Raw genomic sequence first — 20,553 nt, 5'->3', positions numbered from 1 at the left:
TTTCCTTAGAGATAGTATATTGAGCCAAACGGAATTGTCCAGAAATCAGTTGGATATATGACGTGGTGATATACAACATGATGAGGCATAACATGATGGGGCATAACATGATGATATACGACATGTGTAAAAAGAGGATCTGTTGCCATCACTTGATGAATTGCATGAAGTGTCTCTTGTGCAGCAGCATATGTGCCAGCACCCACGCCCGCTTGCCTTGCATTGTTAAAGACTGGAGTTATCATAATAATTTATAGCGCTCCTTTGTAGTAGGTGGATTCTCTATACATGTTATGTTCCATATCTAGGGAAAGAGCGTACCTTTAATCAAATTAGGTAGATTCCCTATTAAGTAGTTTTATCTTGTATTAATTGGCAGTAAGATCCCCACTGATGGAAGTTTCACTTTATGTAAAGAAAAAGGAAAACCGAAAGCTTTCCTTAGAGATAATATATTGAGCCAAAGGGAATTGTCGAGAGAGCAGCTGGATACATAACATGATGGAAGATAACAGGGTGATGTACAATATAATGGGGCATAGCATAATGGTGTACGACATGTGTAAAAAGAGGATCTGTTGCCATCGTTTGATGAATTGCATGAAGTGTTTGTTGGGCAGAACTAAATGTGACAGCACCTGCACCCACACCTGCGCCCACGCCTACTTGTCTTGTATTGTTAAAGAATGGATTTATCATAATAATTCATAGCGCTCCTTTATAGTAGTTGGATTCTTTTTACATGTTATGCCCTATATCTAGGGAAAGAGCGTATCTTTGATCAAATTAGGTAGATTACTTATTAAGTAGTTTTATTCTTGTTGATATCAGTACATTTTTTTCATCTAACTTTAATAATAGAAGAAAGAGGATTTCGTTATGAAATCCTCTTTTCGTCATTTCGTTTAAACACGACCTATTTAGGAGAATTGTAAACACTTTGTTTTAACTTGCTGTCTAAAATATCTCCAATAAGAGGAGTTTCGACTTGTTCATACGCTCTTTCTCCGTGAAGGGAAAGATCGAGCCCCATTTTCTCTTCATGTTCATGGGCGCGAACTGGTAGGAATAAACTAATTCCTTTAATAATTGCATACGTGGCTATGGCTGTGAAGGCATAGGTTGCTCCGATTGCGAGCAGCTGTTTCCATAGAAGTGCTGCATTTCCGTAAAATAATCCGTCTGCGCCTGCACTGTTAACGGATTTTGTAGCGAATAGTCCTGTTGCAATGCCGCCCCAAGTTCCGCCAATACCGTGGCAACCGAAGGCATCAAGTGCATCGTCGTAACCGAGCTTATGTTTTAAGAAATAGACTGCCATAAAGCAAAGCGCACCGCCAATTGCACCTATAATAAGGGCAGATAATGGTGTCACAAAACCACAAGCTGGTGTAATCGCGACGAGACCGGAAATAGCTCCGCAAGCAGCACCTAGTACAGTTGGTTTTGTTTGGAAGAACCATTCCGTAAGCATCCATGTAAGTGCAGCAGCTGCAGCGGCTGTATTTGTATTAATAAAAGCTGTGAGTGCAACATCATTTAATGTTAATGTGCTACCGACGTTAAAGCCGAACCAACCAAACCATAATAATCCTGCTCCTAAGATTGTGAATGGTAAGTGATGGGGTGAAGAGTCGTGGGCATCTTTACGTTTTCCAAGGAAAATGGCTAATACAAGACCTGCCACGCCGGATGTAATATGAACAACGTTTCCTCCTGCAAAATCGAGTGCTCCAAGTTCTCGAAGCCATCCTCCTAGCCCCCAAACCCAATGAGCAACGGGATCGTATACAAGTGTCGTCCAAAGTAAGATGAAAATGAGAAAAGCGGAAAATCGCATTCTTTCTGCGAATGCACCAGAAATTAAAGCGGGAGTTAAAATTGCAAACATGAGTTGAAACATCATGAATAAGTTGTGTGGAATTGTGGCACTGTAGGCTTCATTTGGTGTGAAAGTAACATTTTGTAGGCCGAACCAATCGAAATTACCAATAAGTCCATTCCAATCCGGTCCGAATGCTAAAGAGTAACCGATAAAAATCCATTGAATGGACACGATGGCCATTGCACTATAACTGTGCATCGTTGTACTAAGTACGTTTTTACTGCGAACCATTCCTCCGTAAAACAAAGCAAGCCCAGGTGTCATAATCATCACCATCACGGTAGATAAAAAAAGAAATACTGTATCCTCCATATTCATCTTTTCCCCTCCTATAATGTTATAAAAATTAACATTGAAAGTTATATTTAGTATCATATTCAATAATTGAAAATAAATCAACAGATTTTTCAGAAAATTTAATTTGTTATGTAAGGAAATATAACATGATAAATTTTTTATTCCACATTAGCGGGCAGTAAGATGCCCACTGATGGGAGTTTCACTTTAGGTAAGGAAAAATATTGCTTTTGTGTAATCGAAATGCATGAGTATACGAGATAAGGATAAATTGTTATACTTTTCTTATAATTAGAAAAATAAGTTGGGGGAAGCAATGTGAAGAGGGATTTTGGAAAGTATTTTCTATGTTTCATGTGTCTATTATTTTTATTTCAATTACCGATTCATGTGTCAGCGAAGGAGACGAGTCAGTGGCAAGATGAAATTGTGTATTCTATTATGATCGATCGTTTTAATAATGGTGATTCTAAAAATGATAAAGGGATTGATACGAATAATTTAGAAGCATATCAAGGGGGAGATATACAAGGGATTATAAAACGACTTGATTATATAAAAGGGATGGGCTTTACTTCTATTTTGTTGTCACCGCCTACTGAAAGTAGTAGTTATGACGGTTATCATCCTACTGATTTAACAAAAATGAATGAACATTTTGGAACGATGAAGGACATGCAGCAACTTGTCCAAGAAGCACACAAGCGAGAGATGAAAGTTATGCTTGAATTTGTAGTAGATAATGAAGATGAAACGGGCACTATTGAGGGTGCTAAACAATGGATTAAGGAAACAGATATAGACGGTTACCATTTGATACATAATGAGAATGTAACGAGGTCGTTTTTGGATGAAGTGATTGCAGCTGTGCAGAGTGTGAAACAAAATTTCTTTGTAATAGAGGATACGCAAAGTGGAGGGGGATTTAATCAGGCTTATCAGCAGCGTATTACTGAGGTATTTGCAAAGCCGAATATTTCTGTAAGGTCATTGTATGATGTGACGAAAATGGACGGTAATCGTATGGAAGGGACGTTTGTAGATAATAGTCAAACGGAGCGTTTTGTTAGAATCGCAAAAGAAAATAAATATTATCCACCGACCCGTTTGAAATTAGCACTTGCCTATTTATATACATCACCGGGTGTTCCGTTTATATACTACGGTACTGAAATTGCGCTAGATGGAGGGAAGACACCGGATAATCGTCGTTTAATGGATTTTAAAACGGATGAGAAGTTTGTGCAGTATATAGAGAGGTTAGGAGAACTTCGAAAAACATTACCATCTCTTCGGTACGGAACGTTTGAACTATTGTATGATAAAGATGGCATGAGTATTATAAAACGCATGTATAAAGATGAGACAACGTTTATTGCTATTAATAATACAACAGAAACGCAAAAGGTGACGCTTGCTGCAAGTGAAGTTGGAGAAAATCGTGAGCTGCGCGGGTTATTAGAAGATGATATGGTACGAGAAGAAAACGGGGAATATTATCTTGTGATGAAAAGAGAAACGGCTAACGTATATGCGCTTGCAGAAAAAACGGGGTGGAACTGGTCGTTTATTTTGGCACTAGGTTGCGTTTACTTGTTGTTCATGATTTTTATTGTATTAGTGAAGAAACGAAAAAAATCCTCTTAATTAGAGGATTTTTTTCATGTACAATTAACGATAGTTTATAAATTGTACGTCGATTGATAAATCAGCACCGCGCACAGCTGTGATAACTGCTTGTAAGTCATCTCGGCTTTTACCTGTTACGCGAACTTGATCGTCTTGTACTTGCGTTTTTACTTTTAATTTTAATTCTTTAATAATGTTATTGATTTTTTTAGCGTTTTCTTTGTCAATGCCTTGTTGTAACTTTGCACGTTGACGAACTGTACCACCAGAAGCGCTTTCGACTTTTCCGTAATCTAAGTTTTTAATAGGAACTTCACGCTTAATTAATTTTGAAATAAGAACGTCTTTTACTTGATCAAGTTTATACTCATCATCAGAAGTTAAAACGATTTCCTCTTTTTCTAATTTAATATCACTTTTGCTTCCTTTAAAGTCATAACGATTTTGAATTTCTTTTAACGCGATGTTAATAGCGTTTGTTACTTCTGGAAATTCTACTTTTGAAACGATATCAAAAGAACTATCTTTTGCCATAGTAAGCACCTCCAAATTAAACTCCAACTCCTATTATAGTTAATTTTGGCGAGTTGGACAAATAAAGGAAGAAACGTGTATAATGAAACTTTGTTTGGAATGATAAAAAAATAAAGTGAAACTTCCATCAGTGGGGGTATCCCCATTGATAGTCAGTTATGTTAATTTAGTTTTATGAGCTGTTTTTACATTAAGAAACAATAAGGATACCACCCGTTAGAATAAGATAAATTTTATATAGAGAAGGGAATTAAAAATATGAAGCTACAACCAGGAGCGATTGAACAGGTAACGGTTTTACGTGAAACAGAAATTGGGTATATGGTCGGTTACGAAGAAGATGAAGTATTTTTACATAAAAATGAAGTAGCTGGAGAGATTGAAGAAGGCGACACGATTGAAGTGTTTTTATATCACGATCATCAAGAACGTTTAGCAGCAACGATGAAAACACCACTTATTACAACAGATGATTGGAATTGGGTAAAAGTTGTGGAAGTGAAGCCTCGTTTAGGGGTGTTTGTTGATATCGGTGTTTCGAAAGATATATTAATTCCAGCTGATGAGTTTCCAATTTATACACCAGTATGGCCACAAGAAGATGATGAATTGTATTGTACATTAAAATTAACGAATCGTGGTCGTTTAATTGCGCTTCCGGCAAGAGATGCAGACATGCAAGAAATTGTAGTAGAAGCAACGCCATCTATGCGCAATAAAAATGTAAACGGTCGTGTGTACCGTTCTTTGCAAGTAGGATCGTTTGTATTAACGGATGAACATTTTCGTGCATTCTTGCACCATTCTGAGCGTAAAGAGCAAGTACGTATCGGAGAGCGCGTAACAGGCCGTATTGTTGATGTAAAAGAAGATGGAACAATCAACATTTCACTTCTTCCTCGTAAACAAGAAGGAATGGAAGATGATGCAGCGGTTATTTATGAGTATATGGAAAGTCGCGGCGGTGCAATGCCATTTTGGGATAAGAGTCATCCAGAAGATATTCAAGAGCGCTTTAACATGAGCAAAGCAGCTTTCAAACGTGCTCTTGGTAAATTGATGAAAGAAGAAAAGGTTTATCAAGAAGAAGGTTGGACATATTTTAAGAAATAATGACGAAACAGCCGAACAAATCTAATTTGTTCGGCTGTTTTTATGATTGTAGAGCATGTGTAAATGTATCTTTTAAGTCACTATCTTTTACTTTAATATTTGCTTTCTTTAATTCGTCTGATAATACTTTTTGGCGCCACGTATTATCTTGTATACGTTCATTTTCAATCGTTTTACGAATCGAATCTTTTACTTCATCGTATGGCTGTAATTCTTTTTTATCTGTTAATTTAATAATATGATAGCCCTTTGGTGATTTTACAGGTTCACTTATTTCACCGATATTTAATTTATAAGCAGCTTCTTCAAATTCGGGTACCATTTTTCCGGGGCCAAAGTAACCTAAATCTCCGCCGTTGTTTTTTGAAACCGTATCTTCGGAATATTTTTTTGCTAGTTCCTCAAATGATGCTCCGCTGTTTAGTTGTCTTTTTATATCATTGGCCGTTTCTTCATCATTTACTAAAATCTGGCTAGCTCTAATGTCTGGTTTATACCGTGCTTTTATATCTTTTTCTGTTACAGTTTGCTTGACTGCTTTGTCGATGGCTAAGCTAGAACGAATTTGTTTTTTTAAGTCTTCTTCGTCTTTCATCCGATTGCTTTCAAGAAATGTTTTGAAATTATCACCTGCTTGATCTTTCACTTTGTTAAATTCTTTATCAACTTCTTCATCGGATACTTTGTATTTTTTAATCATAATATCTTGTGCCATCATTTCATAGAGCATATCTTTTCCGAAACGTTCTTTTAATGCTTGATCAAATTCTCCTTTTGTTACCGTACCAGCAGTTGAAGTTGCAATTGGATCAGAACTATCTTTCGGTTCGCATGCAGATAACATTAATGTGCCGAGCGTCGCTGCAGCGATAAATAATTGTCTTCGTTTCATGTAAACACCTCATCAAAAAATCGTTATTACTATTGTAGAAAAAGGAAGTGAACATGATGTGAATTTGAGGTGGTTTTTTGCATAAAAAAGTACATCAACGAAAATGTTGATGTACGAGGAGGAATTATCTAAATGAAACAGAGGGTTTAAGACTGAATTATAAGAACTAAATTAGTTCTGCTAACTGTCGGTTAGAAAATTGCCTACTGATGGAAGTTTCACTTTATCCCGCATTAACGGACAGTAAGCCCCCCGCCTTAAGATTCAAAGAGAAACGAGGAAGATAGGTGGGGGACAACTGCCCGTAAAAGCCCGATTGGTTCAACTAACCATCAGTGGGGGATGAAAAAAACCCCCACTGATGGAAGTTTCACTTTATAGATGATCAGTCTTTTTGGAGTAAGCAAGTTTTCCTTGCTGTATATTTTTTTGCTGTTCTTCATTTTTTTGTGTGCGTTTGGCGTTATTATCACGCGCTTTTTTGTCGTTGTCGCTTGTGTGAGGCATAGGATTCAACTCCCTTCATAACAGTTGTACGTTTATCATTTCCGTTTTCGTTAAGACTATGTATACAATGCAATTCATATAAAGGTGGGCTAGGAGATATGGACTTAAAACTGAACTATGGTGAACTTGTGAAAAAGTTAGTTGTTGTTATCGTTGCTGGTTTGTTGAATGCAATTGGAATGAACTTATTTTTAACACCAGCGAAAGTGTATGCCAGCGGTTTCGCTGGATTGTCACAATTACTCTCGCAAGTGTTAGCAGATTTTATGTCAATTCATATTTCGACAGGATTTCTTTTTGGCTTATTCAATATTCCGGTTGTTATTTTAGCTTGGAAAAAAGTAGGGAAGTCATTTACTGTATTTAGTTTTTTAAGCGTTGTATTTATGACGCTATTTTTAGAAATAGTGCCAGTAAAAGCGATCTCTAGCGATATCATTTTAAATGCTATTTTTGGAGGAATCATTTCTGCGTTAGGGGTAGGAATTGCTTTGAAGTGGGGAGCTTCAACTGGTGGTCTAGATATCATTGCGATGATTTTATCCAGAGTAAAAGGTAAGCCGGTGGGAACGTATTTTTTCTTGTTTAATGCGCTCATTATTATAGCGGCCGGCTATTTATATGGCTGGGAAAAGGCGCTTTATACGTTAGTGACATTATATGTATCTTCACGTATTATTGATGCAATACATACGCGCCATGTGAAAATTACTGCGTTTATTGTAACGAAAAATGGAGCGGAAGTGCGAAAGGCAATTCATGAACGATTGGTTCGAGGGATTACGACTCTTCCAGCGATAGGTGCGTTTACGAATGAAAATAAAGAAATGTTAATGATTGTTATTACTCGCTACGAGTTGTATGAGTTAGAAAGGGTTATAAAAAAAGTAGATCCAGGTGCATTTACAAACATTATACAAACGGTTGGGGTGTTTGGATTGTTCCGTAAAGATTAATAAAAGAGGACCGTATGTGGTCCTCTTTTATTCGTTCATCTAGTCAGAGTTGCTCGGTTAAGTTTTATCCCGCTATTCGCGGGCAGTAAGCCCCCTACCTAAAGATTCAGAGAAAAGCATTGTCCAGCTCTAGCGGCTAGAATCTCCGGTCGTTTCACCCCCTCGGACGAGGCAAAAAGCGCCTCTCTGTCAGGGGCTCCAACGTCCTGCGATTCTGAGCGAGCCGCTTCCGCTTTTCTAAAGAAGATAGGTGGGGGATAGCTGCCCATAAAAGCCCGATTGGTGAGAGCTTTCCATAAGTGGGGATGAAAAGCCCCCCACTTATGGAAGTTTCACTTTACTCCGTTGCTGAAATGCTTTGAAGTTCATCTTGCATTTCGCGTAATTGTACTCTTTCGGCAGTAGAAGAATTGGTATAAGCGGACAGTAAAGCATTTTTCGCTTTATCAACAAGTGCTTGTTGTTCGCTATGGTTTGAACAAGATACAGCTTGTGCAACAGCATCTCGTGCTTGTTGGAATAGTAAGTTACCCATTAGAACCCTCCAAGAGAAGAGTTATTTCTTTCTTTTTCTGCTTCAGCTAGTGTACCACGGTATGGGAATCTTGCATCATGCTGCATAACAGAATCTGCCCCTTGTTGTACGAAACGTTTTGACTTATTCTTTTTGCCCATTCGTAATTCCCCCTTTTAGCAGAAAAACATTGACACATTTACTGTGTCTCCTATAGTATGTGCGCTTGGCGTCATACTATAAGCAGGGAATTTTCGCCTTACAATCCAAGAACCTCCTCTAAATAAAGAGCAATTCCGTCTTCTTCGTTTGATAATGTCACGTGATTTGCTAATGATTTTAATTCTGGAATAGCGTTCCCCATTGCAATTCCGTGCCCGGCAAATTCAATCATTTCAAAATCGTTATCTTCATCACCAAATGCGATGATATGTTCTTTTGGGATATTGTAGTAACTTGAAATTTTTTGTAAGCCAATTGCTTTATTTAACCCGCTTTTTACAATTTCAATAATCGGCCAAGGAGCGCCCCATTTTCGGTGATCGATTACCTCTGCATGCATATCCGTTAAATGCTGGCGGATAGAATTTGATTTTGACTCGTGTGCATCGATCAATAAGCAAGTTGGGTGTTCTTGTAAAATGTCGAGTAAATCACCTGTGAAAATTTTAGGGGAACCAAATTCGAAAATATGTTTTTTATCTGCATCAATTTGTTTTACATATACATCATCAATCACTTCCGCATAAATATTTTCTACCCCAAAATCCGTACATGCGCGAACGATTTCTTGCGCAGTAGCAAGTTCAAGCGGAGAGTGATGTGTTCCCCAATTCCTATCAAGTGGGTGATGGACGTATGCACCGTTGAAATTGACGATTGGTGTATTTAATCCAAGTTCTTTATAATATGCATGACTCGCACGAAATGGACGACCGGTTGAAATAACAACGATATGACCTTGTTCTTTTGCTCTTGCAATAGTTTGTTTTGTACGCGCTGAAATCATTTTTTGATCTGTAAGTAAAGTACCATCTAAATCTAATGCAATTAAATGTTGTTTTTTCATGCGTCTCTCACCTTTTATAAAAAGTTTTGTGTATTATATTCATCTTAATTCCTATATTCTTGTGCTGTCCACTATTTGTCACTGGTAAATGGAAAAGTCAAGTTGTTTTCTGAAAGTTCGAATAATGTTTCTTTCGTTTTGTACAATTTGTGAAAAGGGTTACAATGAACAGATTATCGTGTTTATAATGAGAGTGTAATCTTCTCGTAATAAGTTGTTTGACTCTCCTTTGATACTGGTCGTTATGGCCAGTTTTTTTTGTTTCTACATATACTGATGTATCTCCTGCTAAAATGTGTAATTTCATTATATGAGCATGGTTTCCTAAACATAACAGAAAAGGTTTTCTAAAATGGGACATACTAAAGATGTAATGATGGAATGGAAGGAGAATGGATATGGGACAAAGTCATCGATTCCGAGCTGGTCAAAAAGCACCAAATGATGGTATATATGTTGAAATTGGTGAAACAGGGAGCATGGTTAAGGATCCAAAAATGGTAAAGCTCTCTGCTGGAGATAAATTTCCAGGAGTTACAAACCAAAACAGACAATGGACATATAAAAGAAGACCATAATAAATCCCGCAGTTATAAGCTGCGGGATTTATTATGTCGAAATGGATTTAAAAAATAAGATTGTCATAAAGTCATCTTCATTGAATACAATAGGTAATTTGTCGTATAATCAAATCAAAGGTCAAAAAAAGTCAAAGTGTAAAGGAGCTGTGGCTGTAATGGACTTAAATCGAATGACGACAAAAACTCAAGAAGCGATTATGAGTGCACAATCAATTGCTACTAAGCATCATCATCAAGAAATTGATACTGTACATCTTTTAGTTGCGCTTCTTCAACAGCAAGATGGATTAGCAATCCGTATTTTTCAAAAGATGGATGTAAATATAGATCAGCTTATGCAAGAGGCAGAGCGCTTGTTAAAGCGAAAGCCTTCTGTTACAGGGGGTGGCATTGAAGCAGGGAAAGTATATGTTACCAGTGCACTTCAGCAACTGCTTGTAAGAGCTGAAGAAGAAGCGCAGCATCTGCAAGATGATTATATTTCAGTAGAACATATTCTTCTTGCGTTTTGTGATGAAAAGAAAACGAATGATATACGTCAGTTGTTTACATCGCTTCGTATTACGAAAGAAGCGTTATTACAAGCATTAACAGAAGTTCGGGGGAATCAAAGAGTGACAAGTCAAAATCCAGAAGTAACATATGAAGCTTTGCAAAAATATGGCCGTGATTTAGTAGCAGAAGTACGGCAAGGGAAAATTGATCCGGTTATTGGACGTGATAGTGAAATTCGGCGCGTTATTCGCATTTTATCGCGTAAAACGAAAAATAATCCTGTATTAATTGGTGAACCTGGGGTTGGGAAAACAGCAATTGTTGAGGGATTGGCACAGCGTATTGTCCGTAAAGATGTACCGGAAGGATTAAAGGATAAAACTATTTTTGCGCTTGATATGAGTGCGCTTGTTGCTGGTGCAAAATTCCGCGGTGAATTTGAAGAACGTTTGCAGGCAGTCTTAAATGAAATTAAAAAAAGTGAAGGAAAGATTTTATTATTTATCGACGAGCTTCATACCATTGTGGGGGCTGGGAAAACAGAGGGAGCAATGGATGCCGGGAATATGTTAAAACCAATGTTAGCGCGCGGGGAGCTGCATTGCATCGGAGCGACGACACTTGATGAATATCGGAAATATATTGAGAAAGATCCGGCATTAGAACGTCGTTTCCAGCAAGTATTAGCAGAAGAACCAACGGTTGAAGATACGATTTCCATTTTGCGCGGTTTAAAAGAACGTTTTGAAATTTATCACAGTGTTAATATTCATGATCGTGCTCTTGTAGCTGCAGCGATGTTATCAGATCGTTATATTTCCGATCGCTTTTTGCCGGATAAAGCGATTGATTTAGTTGATGAAGCATGTGCAACGATTCGTACAGAAATTGACTCATTACCAACAGAACTGGACGAAATAACACGTCGTATTATGCAGTTAGAAATTGAAGAAGCTGCGCTTAGTAAAGAAACGGACCGCGGAAGTCAGGAGCGTCTGCAAACATTGCAGCGTGAGTTATCCGATTTACAAGAAAAAGCGAGTGGAATGAGAGCGCAGTGGCAAAAAGAGAAGGAAGAAATTCATAAAGTACGGGATTTACGTGAAAGTCTGGAGCGTTTGCGCCGTGAGTTAGAAGAAGCGGAAGGGAATTACGATTTAAATAAGGCGGCAGAGCTTCGTCACGGCAAAATTCCAGCTCTAGAAAAAGAGCTAAAAGCAGCGGAAGAAGCAAATGCCAATAAGCAGGAAGATAACCGTCTTCTTCGTGAAGAAGTAAGTGAAGAAGAAATTGCAAATATCGTATCGCGTTGGACTGGTATTCCGGTTGCAAAGCTCGTAGAAGGAGAACGTGAAAAACTGCTTCGTTTAGAGCAAATTTTATCAGAGCGTGTTATCGGACAAGAAGAAGCGGTCGGTCTTGTGGCAGACGCGGTGTTACGTGCCCGTGCTGGTATTAAAGATCCAAATCGTCCGATTGGTTCATTCATTTTCTTAGGACCTACAGGTGTTGGGAAAACAGAACTTGCGAAAACACTGGCACAGTCATTATTTGATAGCGAAGAACAAATCATTCGAATCGATATGTCGGAGTATATGGAAAAACATGCAGTATCACGTTTAATCGGAGCGCCTCCTGGATATGTCGGGTATGAAGAGGGCGGACAATTAACAGAGGCTGTGCGCCGTAAACCATATTCGGTTATTTTATTAGATGAAATTGAAAAAGCGCACCCAGAAGTGTTTAATATTTTACTGCAAATGTTAGATGATGGGCGTATTACAGACTCGCAAGGACGTACAGTTGATTTTAAAAATACAGTAATTATTATGACGTCCAATATCGGATCACAATATTTACTAGAAGGATTAGGAGAAGATGGTTCTATTCAAGATGAAGCAAGAGATCTTGTGATGAAACAACTTCGCGGTCATTTCCGTCCGGAATTTTTAAATCGCGTGGACGAAATTATTTTATTTAAACCACTCACAACAAATGAGATAAAAGGTATTGTCGATAAAATTGTGAAAGAGCTGCAAAGCCGTTTAGCAGACCGTCATATTACGGTTGAATTAACAAATGCAGCAAAAGAGTTTGTTGTAGAATCGGGATTTGATCCAATGTACGGTGCACGTCCGTTAAAGCGCTACGTACAGCGTCAAATTGAAACGAAGTTAGCGCGTGAACTCATTGCAGGTACAATTACAGATCATAGTCATGTATTAATTGATGTATTAAATAACGAGTTAGTTGTAGAAGTTGAATAAAAAAAGAGTCCGGATCATTTCCGGACTCTTTTTTTATTAATGCTGCTGTGCAGGCTCGTTTGGGATTAATGCTCCCAGTGCGACTATAAGTACAGTAAGAATTACAGAAAAAATAGACGCTTGTTGGAAATCGTATGTAACGCCTGGCGTCATAGAGCTTAGTACGTAGCTCATCATTTGCACAAGCAGGAACGACCAGATAAAGGCCCAAATTACACGCATCTTTTCACACCTCTATTCGTTCAATTTATTTTTATTGTAACATAACTCTAAAAAGAATATAAAAAAATATTTGATGTTTTTGCAAAGCAAATTGCCATTAGCATCATACATTATAAAAGAGTAAGTTTGATGTTGTGATATAAGGCGGGAGAAGTATGAGTATTACGGAACGTTTTTTCTTTTTAGAACAAGAGCCATGTGTGATTCACTTGCCGGAAAAGCCGAATGGCTTCGGTATATTGCTGCTAGGCGATTACAATTATTTTATTGAGAATGGTACAAGTTTATGGCTTCAGCATGCAGGTCGGTCACACTTGTTAAATGAATTGCGGAAGGAAGGTTATACGATTTTTTCTTCTAATTTATTTGGGAGACATTGGGGGAATGAACAGGCAGTTCGTTTGGCGAAGCGATTGTATCATGTTGTCATGAAGAAGGAGATTTTGAACGAAAAGATTCATATAATAGCAGAAGGAATGGGAGCGCTTGTTGCCCTGCAAATGATGAAACAATATCCAGAGTGTGTTCGATCTGTTCTCATGTTTAATCCATGTATTCACTTACCGGCACATGTTGAACTTGAAAAAGAGCACAAATTTTTTTATAAGCGGTTAATTCGTGAATTGATGCAAGCATATGATGCGACAGAATCAGATCTAGAACAGAAAATTGAAAAGAAAGCATTTCCGTATTTAGTATCATCTGTTCCGGTAAAAATATTTGTCTCTATTCAAGAAAAAAAAGAACGAAAACAGTTGCTTAGGGAATATGAAAAGAAACGTTTGCAAGAGAATTGCCCAACTTTATTATCCTTTCATCTACAAGATATAAAATATAAAGTAGCACAAAATGCGTGTCAGTTTTTTAAGTGGTATGAAGATTTATAAAGCTCCTATACATAAGGAGCTTTTCGTGCATTTGAGGAGGGAGAGAAAATGAAACGAGTAATTGTTGTTGGGGCGTTAACATTTATAGGATATCATCTTGTGCAAAAGTTTCTTGAAGAAGAAGTTGAAGTATATGCATTTGATTTTGATAATATGAACAGTATGTCCAAGATGAATGAAGAAAAATTATGTTTAATTGGCCGTAATGCATTATTTACGTATTTTTCGTTGCGGGGTGATGAAGGATGGGCAATGTTGGAGGAAGCGGATATTAATGCTGCGTATTTTTGCTTATGTGAGCCAAATCAGCAAAAGGATTTTCGAAACGAACGTACTATATTGCAATATGTAAAGCGATTTGAGAGTTTTTGCAGAAGAAAAGAAATAAAATTAATCGTTTTATCTTCTATAGAATCGAATCAGGCTTGCAGCAATGATGAAAATAGTATGCATTTTTCAAAAATTGAGAGAGAAGTAAAAAAGGGTGGTGCAGATTATTGCATACTACGTGTCCCGACAGTATATGGACCGTGGCAACCGTTGTTTATGACATACCAGCATTTAATTCTTTCGCAAATAAAGCAACAGACTATTTCTGTTCCCGTAGAAGAATGTGCATATGACCTATTGTATGTTGAAGATGTTGCTAGATGTTTATATGAATTTGGTCGAAAAAGGACGGGGATCAAAATATACTCTCTTTGCAGCGGGGAAGAAAATCAGTGGCAAAAGGGCATTGAACTATTACAGGAAACAGGTGAAGTTCAAATACATCATAAAGAGTGCCAAAACGGTGAGGAAACAGAGAAGATTGTTATAAATCAGATGGCATTAAAAGACGGATTACAACGTCAAATTTCTCATATAAAACAATATAAGGAGTTATATGAGGACAGCAACACATGGTAAACTAGAGAAGAAAGCTTTGATGTTGAAAGGATGAGAAAATATGAACGAAAAAAACATGCAGTTTTTACAAATCGCAATGAAACATTTGCCGGAAGCAAAGGCAATTTTAGATGATAACGGTATTGCATTGGATATGGCAAAAGCACAGCCTGTATTGGAATTATTAATGAAGGTTATGAGTGAAGCTTATGAGCTTGGGAAAGCGGACGCAGGAGAGTAATATAACTTCTATATAAATACCAATTGAAAAACCAACATAAAAACCGCCTTCTTTTTAGGTGGGCAAGAGCATCTGGCTATGCATAGAAACGGTCAGGGCCTTTTCCTGCCACATGCAAGGCTTAAAACAAAAGGAGAAAGCAAGTAGCGGTCAGGTTGTATTCTCATAGAAGTGACTTACCGGTCGAAAAATGAATATGTAAAAGAGACCTTTCCGTCTTGATGGAAAGGTCTCGCTTTTTATTCGGCTACTTTATTTTTTCGTTTGAATTTACTTACTACTTCATATACAATCGGTACAATTAATAATGTTAATAGCGTAGAACTTGTTAATCCGCCGATTACTGTTACGCCAAGACCTTTGGAAATAAGGCCGCTTCCTTCAAAGCCTAATGCAAGTGGAAGTAAGGCACCAATCGTTGCGATAGCTGTCATTAAGATTGGGCGTAACCTTGTTGCACCAGCTTCTAGTAATGCTTCGCGTGTTGTAAACCCTTCACGTTCCTTATGAATGACACGATCAATGAATACGATGGCGTTTGTGACGACGATCCCGATTAACATGAGGGCACCAATCATTGCAGAGATGCTTAATGTTTCACCGGAAATTAATAAGGCAACAACGGCACCGATTATTGTAAATGGAAGCGAGAATAAAATCGCAAATGGTGCTAGTGCTCCGCCGAATGTTACAACAAGAACGAAGTATACGATTGCGATCGCAGCTAACATGGCTAAGCCTAGCTGTGTAAAGGATTCTTGAATATCTTTAGATACGCCGCCCATCGAAACATCGATGCCAGATGGTAAATCCATCTTATTTACTTCTTCTTGAATGTTTCTAGAAGCTTTTGCTACATCATCTGTTGTTGGTTTTGCAGTTACTTCTGCATATACACGGCCATCACGTCTTGTTATTGTATTAGATGTTTCACCTTCTTTTACGGTCATAACATCTTTTACAGCCACTTCTGTGCCAAGTGGTGTTTGGATTTTTCGATTTGTTAAATCATCGATGTTTTCGTAATTTTGTTTTTTAACTTCAACATACACGTTCATCTCTTTGTTATCTTCTTTTACTGTTGTTAAGACAGGGCGTTCGTGAGAGCCGGAAAGTCCCATGCCTACCTGTGCAGCAGTTAGCCCAAGCTTACTTAATTTCTCTTGATCTGCGACTAATGTGTATTCATCGTATGTTTTTGCAAGGCTAGAGTCGATATCTTTTAACGTTTTATCTTTTTTCATGATATTTTGAATGTCTTTTACGACAGGTTCAATCTCTTGTAAGCTGTCGCCGTATACATATAACTTAATTTCATTACTGCTTCCGCTAGATGAGAAGTCTTGGTTTTTCCATTCTCCTTTGTCTGTCATCTTTTGCAGGTCTTTAACAACTTTTTCTTTTTCCTTCTCAAAGTTCTTTGTATCGTTTTTATATTGAACAAAGAATAATGCTTGGTTTGAGTTACCTGGACTCATCGGGTTTTCTCCGCCAAGTGAGAATTGAATCGTTTTTACATCTTTCTTTTTCTTAAAGTAATCTTCTGCTTTTGTTGCAACGCTTTCGACATCTTGTAATGTTTGTCCAGGTGCTGGATTATAAGATGCAATTACTGTTTTTTCTTCTTCAGATGGTAAGAAACTTACGCCTACAATTGGGATAAGAGCAATGCTTCCTACTAATAATAAAACCGCGATGCTAGATGTAATAATTTTATGGTTTAATACCCATTCTAGAAGGCGTTTATATCCATTAGCAAGTTTACTTGGCTGCTCTTCGTGAGTATGTTGCTGTTTTTCTTTGGTACTTTCTTTTTTAAATAAAGAATGCGCCATCATCGGAACGATTGTAATAGCTACAAGAAGAGAAGCTAATAAGGCGAAAACAATTGTCAAAGCAAACGGTAAGAATAGTTCACCAATCATTCCTTTAACAAGACCAAGCGGTAAGAAGACCGCGATGGTTACGATTGTAGATGACATAATCGGAACGAACATTTCTTTCGTTGCCTCGCGAATTAAGTCTTTTCCTTTTAATTTTTCGTTGGATAAAGCCATGCGCCGGTAAATATTTTCAATAACAACGATTGAATCGTCAACAACGCGACCGATAGCGACGGTCATTGCCCCAAGCGTCATAACATTTAATGTAATATCCATTTCTTTTAATAGTAAAATTGCAATTAATAAAGAAAGTGGAATTGAAACAACGGAAATAAGCGTTGTTCGAATGTTACGTAAGAACAACATGATGATAATAACAGCGAAAATAGCACCAAAAATAGCTTTACTTAACATTGTGTTTACTGATTTTTCAATTGGTGCACCTTGGTCAAATGTTGAAATGATTTCGATGTCATCAAATTTCTTTTCGAAGTCATGTGCTTTATCTTTTACAGCATTTACAACGTCAACGGTATTCGCATCAGCAGCTTTTACAATTTGAAGGCTGATTGCATCTTTTCCGTTTGTACGCGAGATGGACTCTGCTTTCCCAACTTGTTTAATGTCGGCAATATCTTGCAATTCTACAGTTGGAATTGCTAATCCTTGTCCCATTGCAGCGGAATTCATATTAGGCTGCTGCGCCTGAGTTGGCCCCTGTGAACTTCCTTGGTTTGTAGAAGGGATAAGCGGGATTTTCATTTCTTTTAAAGCGCTTAATGTTGTAATGTTGCCATCTACAACAACTGATTTTTCTTTATCTTTAAATGTATACAGTCCTAGCGGCATAGAAACATTAGAACCTTTAATCATGTTCTTAACTGTATCTTCGCTTAGCCCTAATTCTTTCATTTTGTCTTCGTTGAAGACAAGCTGTACTTCTTCAACTTGTTGACCTGAAATTTGAACAGATGCAACGCCGTCTAGTCCTTCTAGGCCTGGAACAATATCTTTTTCCACTCGTTTTGTCAGCTGTGCAAGAGACTCATTCTTACTTGTCACACTTAATGACATAACAGGAAAAGCGTTGATGCTAAGGCGAGAAACTTTCGGCTCTTTTACGCCTTCTGGTAAAGGTAAGTCAGCGAGTGCATCTTTAATTTCTGTCTCTGCTTTTTCCATGTTTTTATCAAAATTATATTCTACTTGAATAGAAGATGCGTTTTGAAAAGAAGAGGAACTTACAACGTTTACTCCATTTAGGTTTTGCAGTCGTTGTTCGATTGGTTTCGAAATCTTTTCTGCTACTTCAGCTGGAGTAGCACCAGGATAAACAGTTGTTACTGTTACAAGTGGTGTGGTAATGTCTGGGATTGTTTCTAGCTTCATGCGAAGACCAGAATAGATTCCTGCAATCGTAATCATGATCGTTAATAACCAGACTGCGAACTTGTTATTTAACGAAAAGTTAATAATCTTCTTCATCTGTACACTCCTTTTTATCGAAACTGACTAATTGGTCATAACGAACAAAGTATAACTGACTAATTGGTCATAACGAACAAAGTATAACTGACTGATCGGTCAATGGTCAACTGAAAGGACTGATGCAAAGTGAAACTTCCATCAATTGGGGATTCTTTATCGCGCATCTCTCTTCTTTATCTTCTCTGAGTCTTGAGATGAGGGTCTTATTTCCTGCTAATAGCGGGATAAAATGTTGAGAAATACTTGCAATTTTTGACCGATGAGTCATAATGCGAATAAGAGTGTTTTTTTGGGAGAGAAAAAGATGAAGGAAAAAGAACGGTTAATTATTGAAACAGCAATTAAATTATTTGCAATGAAGGGTGTTAGTGCGACGTCTATTCAAGAAATAGCAACAGAGTGCGGCATTTCTAAAGGCGCATTTTATTTGCATTTCAAATCGAAAGACACTTTAGTATTGGCAACAATGGAGTATTACTACGATCAAATTCAAAATAAAGTTATAGATATTGAAAAAGAATCATTACCTCCACGTGAGAAATTTGAAAAACAATTACATTGTCAGTTTTACGAATTACAGCAAAAAACAGAGTTCATTATTATGTGTATGAGGGAAAATGTGATTCCTTTTAATAAGGAAATAGAAACATTAATGTCAAGAATGAAATTAGAATCGCACGCTTTTTATCGAAATAGTTTACTTTCTATTTATGGAGAAGAAGTTACTCCTTATCTTATGGATGCAATAATTATGCTCGAAGGGATAGCGCGTGGATATTCGGAGTTGATTATCTTTAATGTGGTAAATATAGATGTACCATATACAGTAAAATTCATCTTAAAAAGAATGGATGATATTGTAACAGGTCTGCACCGCTCGCGGGAAAAACCGGTTATTTTAGAACGGGAACTGAATCATTTTTTCTGTGATGTGAATGCAGCTCACATACATAATGAAGAAGTATTTGTAAATGAGATTATTCAGTTAAAACGCACATTAGTAGATCAAGTAGGGAATGATGAATTATTGGTAACTTTAGATGTATTAGAGGAAGAAATGAAGAGGAACAACCCGCGAGTTCCAGTTATTCAAGGCATGTTGTCCAACTTAAAGTCGTATCCAGAATTGCGTGATTTCCGGGAACGGCTTGCAGTGTATTATAAAATTAATATTATATAGACAAAAGGGAGTTTATCATTTAAAATTAGTACCAAGTCATAATAATTGATATAAAATGGAGGGTTGCAATGTGAATGTAGGCATTTTAGGGATCGGGAGATATGTGCCGGAAAAGGTTGTAACAAATCACGACTTAGAGAAAATAATGGATACATCTGATGAGTGGATTCGTACAAGAACGGGAATTGAAGAAAGACGAATTGCCGATGATACAATAGATACTTCATATATGGCTGTGGAAGCTGCAAAAAAAGCACTTGAACATGCAGGGATGAGCGGGGAAGAAATTGATCTTATTTTAGTTGCAACAGTAACACCAGATCGTTCGTTTCCGGCGGTTGCTTGCGTAGTTCAAGAACAAATTGGAGCAAAGCATGCAGCAGCTATGGATTTAGGTGCAGCTTGTGCTGGTTTTATGTACGGAATGATTACAGCACAACAATTTATTCAAACTGGAACTTATAAAAATATATTAGTAATTGGTAGCGATAAATTATCTAAAATTGTAGACTGGAATGACCGAAATACGGCGGTTCTATTTGGAGATGGAGCAGGTGCTGTCGTTATGGGAGCTGTTTCAGAAGGAAAAGGTGTTCTTTCGTTTGAATTAGGAGCAGATGGAAGTGGTGGTAAGCACCTTTATCAAGATGAATATGTTATTATGAATGGCAGAGAAGTCTTTAAATTTGCTGTTCGTCAACTTGGTGACTCTTGTCTTCGTGTTTTAGAAAAAGCCGGCCTTACGAAAGAAGAAGTGGACTTTTTAGTTCCTCATCAAGCAAATATTCGTATTATGGAATCGGCGAGAGAACGATTAAATTTACCGCAGGAGAAGATGAGTACGACAATTTCTAAGTTTGGGAATACGTCAGCTTCTTCGATTCCAATTGCTATGGTAGAAGAATTACAAAATGGACGCATTCAAGATGGTGATCTTATCATATTAGTTGGCTTTGGCGGCGGATTAACCTGGGGAGCAGTTGCTCTTCGTTGGGGTAAATAAGGACTGAGAGAAAAGGAGTGTA

At 37.5% G+C, this 20,553-nt stretch carries 21 protein-coding genes; 10 read left to right on the top strand and 11 right to left on the bottom strand.

Translation table 11 applies throughout. The features are described from left to right. Positions 1–5 precede the first annotated feature (5 nt). The 3 genes from ACTDJC_RS10715 to ACTDJC_RS10705 all read right to left on the bottom strand — a co-directional run bounded on the left by ACTDJC_RS10715 (position 6) and on the right by ACTDJC_RS10705 (position 2,203). The gene (locus tag ACTDJC_RS10715; protein ID WP_440603354.1) at positions 6–245 is read right to left on the bottom strand and encodes a DUF3947 family protein; all 240 of its coding nucleotides are present in this window, start codon (positions 243–245) and stop codon (positions 6–8) included. 196 nt (positions 246–441) lie between these two features. Continuing rightward, a complete protein-coding gene (locus ACTDJC_RS10710) occupies positions 442–699 on the bottom strand; it encodes a DUF3947 family protein (protein WP_440603353.1) in 258 nt (85 codons plus the stop codon). 217 nt (positions 700–916) lie between these two features. After that, positions 917–2,203 carry an ammonium transporter gene (locus ACTDJC_RS10705; RefSeq protein ID WP_440603352.1) on the bottom strand — a complete coding sequence of 429 codons (1,287 nt, stop codon included), beginning with the start codon at positions 2,201–2,203 and terminating at the stop codon, positions 917–919. A 333-nt stretch (positions 2,204–2,536) separates the two neighbouring features. Between ACTDJC_RS10705 and ACTDJC_RS10700 the strand changes: the two genes are divergently transcribed. Then, positions 2,537–3,829, top strand: a complete 1,293-nt coding sequence (locus ACTDJC_RS10700; RefSeq protein ID WP_440603471.1) for an alpha-amylase family glycosyl hydrolase — start codon at positions 2,537–2,539, stop codon at positions 3,827–3,829. Between the two features lie 24 nt (positions 3,830–3,853). Here the strand turns inward: ACTDJC_RS10700 and ACTDJC_RS10695 are convergent, their stop codons facing one another. After that, positions 3,854–4,345: a YajQ family cyclic di-GMP-binding protein gene (locus ACTDJC_RS10695; protein ID WP_242221106.1), complete on the bottom strand. Its 492-nt coding sequence runs from the start codon at positions 4,343–4,345 to the stop codon at positions 3,854–3,856. 258 nt (positions 4,346–4,603) lie between these two features. Between ACTDJC_RS10695 and ACTDJC_RS10690 the strand changes: the two genes are divergently transcribed. Further along, the gene (locus ACTDJC_RS10690) at positions 4,604–5,458 is read left to right on the top strand and encodes a CvfB family protein (RefSeq protein WP_440603351.1); all 855 of its coding nucleotides are present in this window, start codon (positions 4,604–4,606) and stop codon (positions 5,456–5,458) included. A 40-nt stretch (positions 5,459–5,498) separates the two neighbouring features. Here ACTDJC_RS10690 and prsA read toward each other — a convergent pair whose 3' ends face one another. Beyond that, a complete protein-coding gene (gene prsA / locus ACTDJC_RS10685; protein WP_440603350.1) occupies positions 5,499–6,350 on the bottom strand; it encodes a peptidylprolyl isomerase PrsA in 852 nt (283 codons plus the stop codon). Positions 6,351–6,725: 375 nt separating this feature from the next. Next, positions 6,726–6,857, bottom strand: a complete 132-nt coding sequence (locus ACTDJC_RS10680) for a DUF3941 domain-containing protein (protein ID WP_098306147.1) — start codon at positions 6,855–6,857, stop codon at positions 6,726–6,728. Between the two features lie 98 nt (positions 6,858–6,955). On the opposite strand from ACTDJC_RS10680, the gene ACTDJC_RS10675 reads away from it, so the two are divergent. After that, on the top strand, positions 6,956–7,813 hold the full coding sequence (locus ACTDJC_RS10675) for a YitT family protein (RefSeq protein ID WP_440603349.1): 858 nt from the start codon (positions 6,956–6,958) through the stop codon (positions 7,811–7,813). 337 nt (positions 7,814–8,150) lie between these two features. Here ACTDJC_RS10675 and ACTDJC_RS10670 read toward each other — a convergent pair whose 3' ends face one another. From ACTDJC_RS10670 to ACTDJC_RS10660, 3 genes are all read right to left on the bottom strand, one after another. Next, complete coding sequence (locus ACTDJC_RS10670) at positions 8,151–8,348, bottom strand: DUF3813 domain-containing protein (protein ID WP_230575000.1); 198 nt, start codon at positions 8,346–8,348, stop codon at positions 8,151–8,153. Beyond that, complete coding sequence (locus ACTDJC_RS10665) at positions 8,348–8,488, bottom strand: hypothetical protein (RefSeq protein ID WP_020059838.1); 141 nt, start codon at positions 8,486–8,488, stop codon at positions 8,348–8,350. Before ACTDJC_RS10665 ends, ACTDJC_RS10670 begins: the two co-directional genes overlap by 1 nt. Positions 8,489–8,586: 98 nt before the next feature. After that, positions 8,587–9,396 (bottom strand): Cof-type HAD-IIB family hydrolase, encoded by an 810-nt coding sequence (locus ACTDJC_RS10660; RefSeq protein ID WP_253628926.1) that lies wholly within the window; start codon positions 9,394–9,396, stop codon positions 8,587–8,589. Positions 9,397–9,794: 398 nt separating this feature from the next. On the opposite strand from ACTDJC_RS10660, the gene ACTDJC_RS10655 reads away from it, so the two are divergent. Next, the gene (locus ACTDJC_RS10655; RefSeq protein WP_035437288.1) at positions 9,795–9,974 is read left to right on the top strand and encodes a YjzC family protein; all 180 of its coding nucleotides are present in this window, start codon (positions 9,795–9,797) and stop codon (positions 9,972–9,974) included. A 158-nt stretch (positions 9,975–10,132) separates the two neighbouring features. Continuing rightward, positions 10,133–12,739 carry an ATP-dependent chaperone ClpB gene (gene clpB, locus ACTDJC_RS10650; protein WP_440603348.1) on the top strand — a complete coding sequence of 869 codons (2,607 nt, stop codon included), beginning with the start codon at positions 10,133–10,135 and terminating at the stop codon, positions 12,737–12,739. A 36-nt stretch (positions 12,740–12,775) separates the two neighbouring features. Here clpB and ACTDJC_RS10645 read toward each other — a convergent pair whose 3' ends face one another. Then, positions 12,776–12,961 (bottom strand): YjzD family protein, encoded by a 186-nt coding sequence (locus ACTDJC_RS10645; protein WP_098306157.1) that lies wholly within the window; start codon positions 12,959–12,961, stop codon positions 12,776–12,778. 155 nt (positions 12,962–13,116) lie between these two features. Between ACTDJC_RS10645 and ACTDJC_RS10640 the strand changes: the two genes are divergently transcribed. The 3 genes from ACTDJC_RS10640 to ACTDJC_RS10630 are packed head-to-tail and all read left to right on the top strand — an operon-like array spanning position 13,117 to position 14,977. Next, the gene (locus ACTDJC_RS10640; RefSeq protein ID WP_440603347.1) at positions 13,117–13,848 is read left to right on the top strand and encodes an alpha/beta hydrolase; all 732 of its coding nucleotides are present in this window, start codon (positions 13,117–13,119) and stop codon (positions 13,846–13,848) included. Positions 13,849–13,896: 48 nt separating this feature from the next. After that, positions 13,897–14,757, top strand: coding sequence for an NAD-dependent epimerase/dehydratase family protein (locus ACTDJC_RS10635; protein ID WP_440603346.1), 861 nt, complete (start codon positions 13,897–13,899; stop codon positions 14,755–14,757). A gap of 40 nt (positions 14,758–14,797) precedes the next feature. Continuing rightward, positions 14,798–14,977, top strand: coding sequence for a ComZ family protein (locus tag ACTDJC_RS10630; protein WP_098306163.1), 180 nt, complete (start codon positions 14,798–14,800; stop codon positions 14,975–14,977). A 239-nt stretch (positions 14,978–15,216) separates the two neighbouring features. Here ACTDJC_RS10630 and ACTDJC_RS10625 read toward each other — a convergent pair whose 3' ends face one another. Beyond that, positions 15,217–18,345 carry an efflux RND transporter permease subunit gene (locus ACTDJC_RS10625; RefSeq protein ID WP_440603345.1) on the bottom strand — a complete coding sequence of 1,043 codons (3,129 nt, stop codon included), beginning with the start codon at positions 18,343–18,345 and terminating at the stop codon, positions 15,217–15,219. 307 nt (positions 18,346–18,652) lie between these two features. Here ACTDJC_RS10625 and ACTDJC_RS10620 point away from each other — a divergent pair, with 307 nt between their 5' ends. Continuing rightward, entirely contained in the window at positions 18,653–19,528 is an 876-nt protein-coding gene (locus ACTDJC_RS10620) for a TetR/AcrR family transcriptional regulator (protein ID WP_440603344.1), read from the top strand. A gap of 70 nt (positions 19,529–19,598) precedes the next feature. Next, complete coding sequence (fabH, locus tag ACTDJC_RS10615; RefSeq protein WP_440603343.1) at positions 19,599–20,531, top strand: beta-ketoacyl-ACP synthase III; 933 nt, start codon at positions 19,599–19,601, stop codon at positions 20,529–20,531. Positions 20,532–20,553 lie beyond the last annotated feature (22 nt).

This window comes from Bacillus sp. GB_SG_008 (assembly GCF_052038115.1).
Lineage (GTDB): Bacteria > Bacillota > Bacilli > Bacillales > Bacillaceae_G > Bacillus_A > Bacillus_A rhizoplanae.
Note: the sequence above shows the minus strand (reverse complement) of the source record. Positions and strands in the feature narration are given on the sequence as shown.

Excerpts from the sequence above, each read along its gene's own strand:
- ACTDJC_RS10705 (WP_440603352.1), bottom strand. The coding sequence starts at position 2,203 with ATGAATATGGAGGATACAGTATTTCTTTTTTTATCTACCGTGATGGTG.
- clpB (WP_440603348.1), top strand. The coding sequence starts at position 10,133 with ATGGACTTAAATCGAATGACGACAAAAACTCAAGAAGCGATTATGAGT.
- ACTDJC_RS10620 (WP_440603344.1), top strand. The coding sequence starts at position 18,653 with ATGAAGGAAAAAGAACGGTTAATTATTGAAACAGCAATTAAATTATTT.
- ACTDJC_RS10675 (WP_440603349.1), top strand. The coding sequence starts at position 6,956 with ATGGACTTAAAACTGAACTATGGTGAACTTGTGAAAAAGTTAGTTGTT.
- ACTDJC_RS10640 (WP_440603347.1), top strand. The coding sequence starts at position 13,117 with ATGAGTATTACGGAACGTTTTTTCTTTTTAGAACAAGAGCCATGTGTG.
- ACTDJC_RS10645 (WP_098306157.1), bottom strand. The coding sequence starts at position 12,961 with ATGCGTGTAATTTGGGCCTTTATCTGGTCGTTCCTGCTTGTGCAAATG.
- ACTDJC_RS10700 (WP_440603471.1), top strand. The coding sequence starts at position 2,537 with ATGTGTCTATTATTTTTATTTCAATTACCGATTCATGTGTCAGCGAAG.
- ACTDJC_RS10655 (WP_035437288.1), top strand. The coding sequence starts at position 9,795 with ATGGGACAAAGTCATCGATTCCGAGCTGGTCAAAAAGCACCAAATGAT.
- ACTDJC_RS10625 (WP_440603345.1), bottom strand. The coding sequence starts at position 18,345 with ATGAAGAAGATTATTAACTTTTCGTTAAATAACAAGTTCGCAGTCTGG.
- ACTDJC_RS10695 (WP_242221106.1), bottom strand. The coding sequence starts at position 4,345 with ATGGCAAAAGATAGTTCTTTTGATATCGTTTCAAAAGTAGAATTTCCA.
- ACTDJC_RS10660 (WP_253628926.1), bottom strand. The coding sequence starts at position 9,396 with ATGAAAAAACAACATTTAATTGCATTAGATTTAGATGGTACTTTACTT.
- ACTDJC_RS10670 (WP_230575000.1), bottom strand. The coding sequence starts at position 8,348 with ATGGGTAACTTACTATTCCAACAAGCACGAGATGCTGTTGCACAAGCT.
- ACTDJC_RS10680 (WP_098306147.1), bottom strand. The coding sequence starts at position 6,857 with ATGCCTCACACAAGCGACAACGACAAAAAAGCGCGTGATAATAACGCC.
- ACTDJC_RS10690 (WP_440603351.1), top strand. The coding sequence starts at position 4,604 with ATGAAGCTACAACCAGGAGCGATTGAACAGGTAACGGTTTTACGTGAA.
- ACTDJC_RS10665 (WP_020059838.1), bottom strand. The coding sequence starts at position 8,488 with ATGGGCAAAAAGAATAAGTCAAAACGTTTCGTACAACAAGGGGCAGAT.
- ACTDJC_RS10635 (WP_440603346.1), top strand. The coding sequence starts at position 13,897 with ATGAAACGAGTAATTGTTGTTGGGGCGTTAACATTTATAGGATATCAT.
- ACTDJC_RS10710 (WP_440603353.1), bottom strand. The coding sequence starts at position 699 with ATGATAAATCCATTCTTTAACAATACAAGACAAGTAGGCGTGGGCGCA.
- prsA (WP_440603350.1), bottom strand. The coding sequence starts at position 6,350 with ATGAAACGAAGACAATTATTTATCGCTGCAGCGACGCTCGGCACATTA.
- ACTDJC_RS10630 (WP_098306163.1), top strand. The coding sequence starts at position 14,798 with ATGAACGAAAAAAACATGCAGTTTTTACAAATCGCAATGAAACATTTG.
- ACTDJC_RS10715 (WP_440603354.1), bottom strand. The coding sequence starts at position 245 with ATGATAACTCCAGTCTTTAACAATGCAAGGCAAGCGGGCGTGGGTGCT.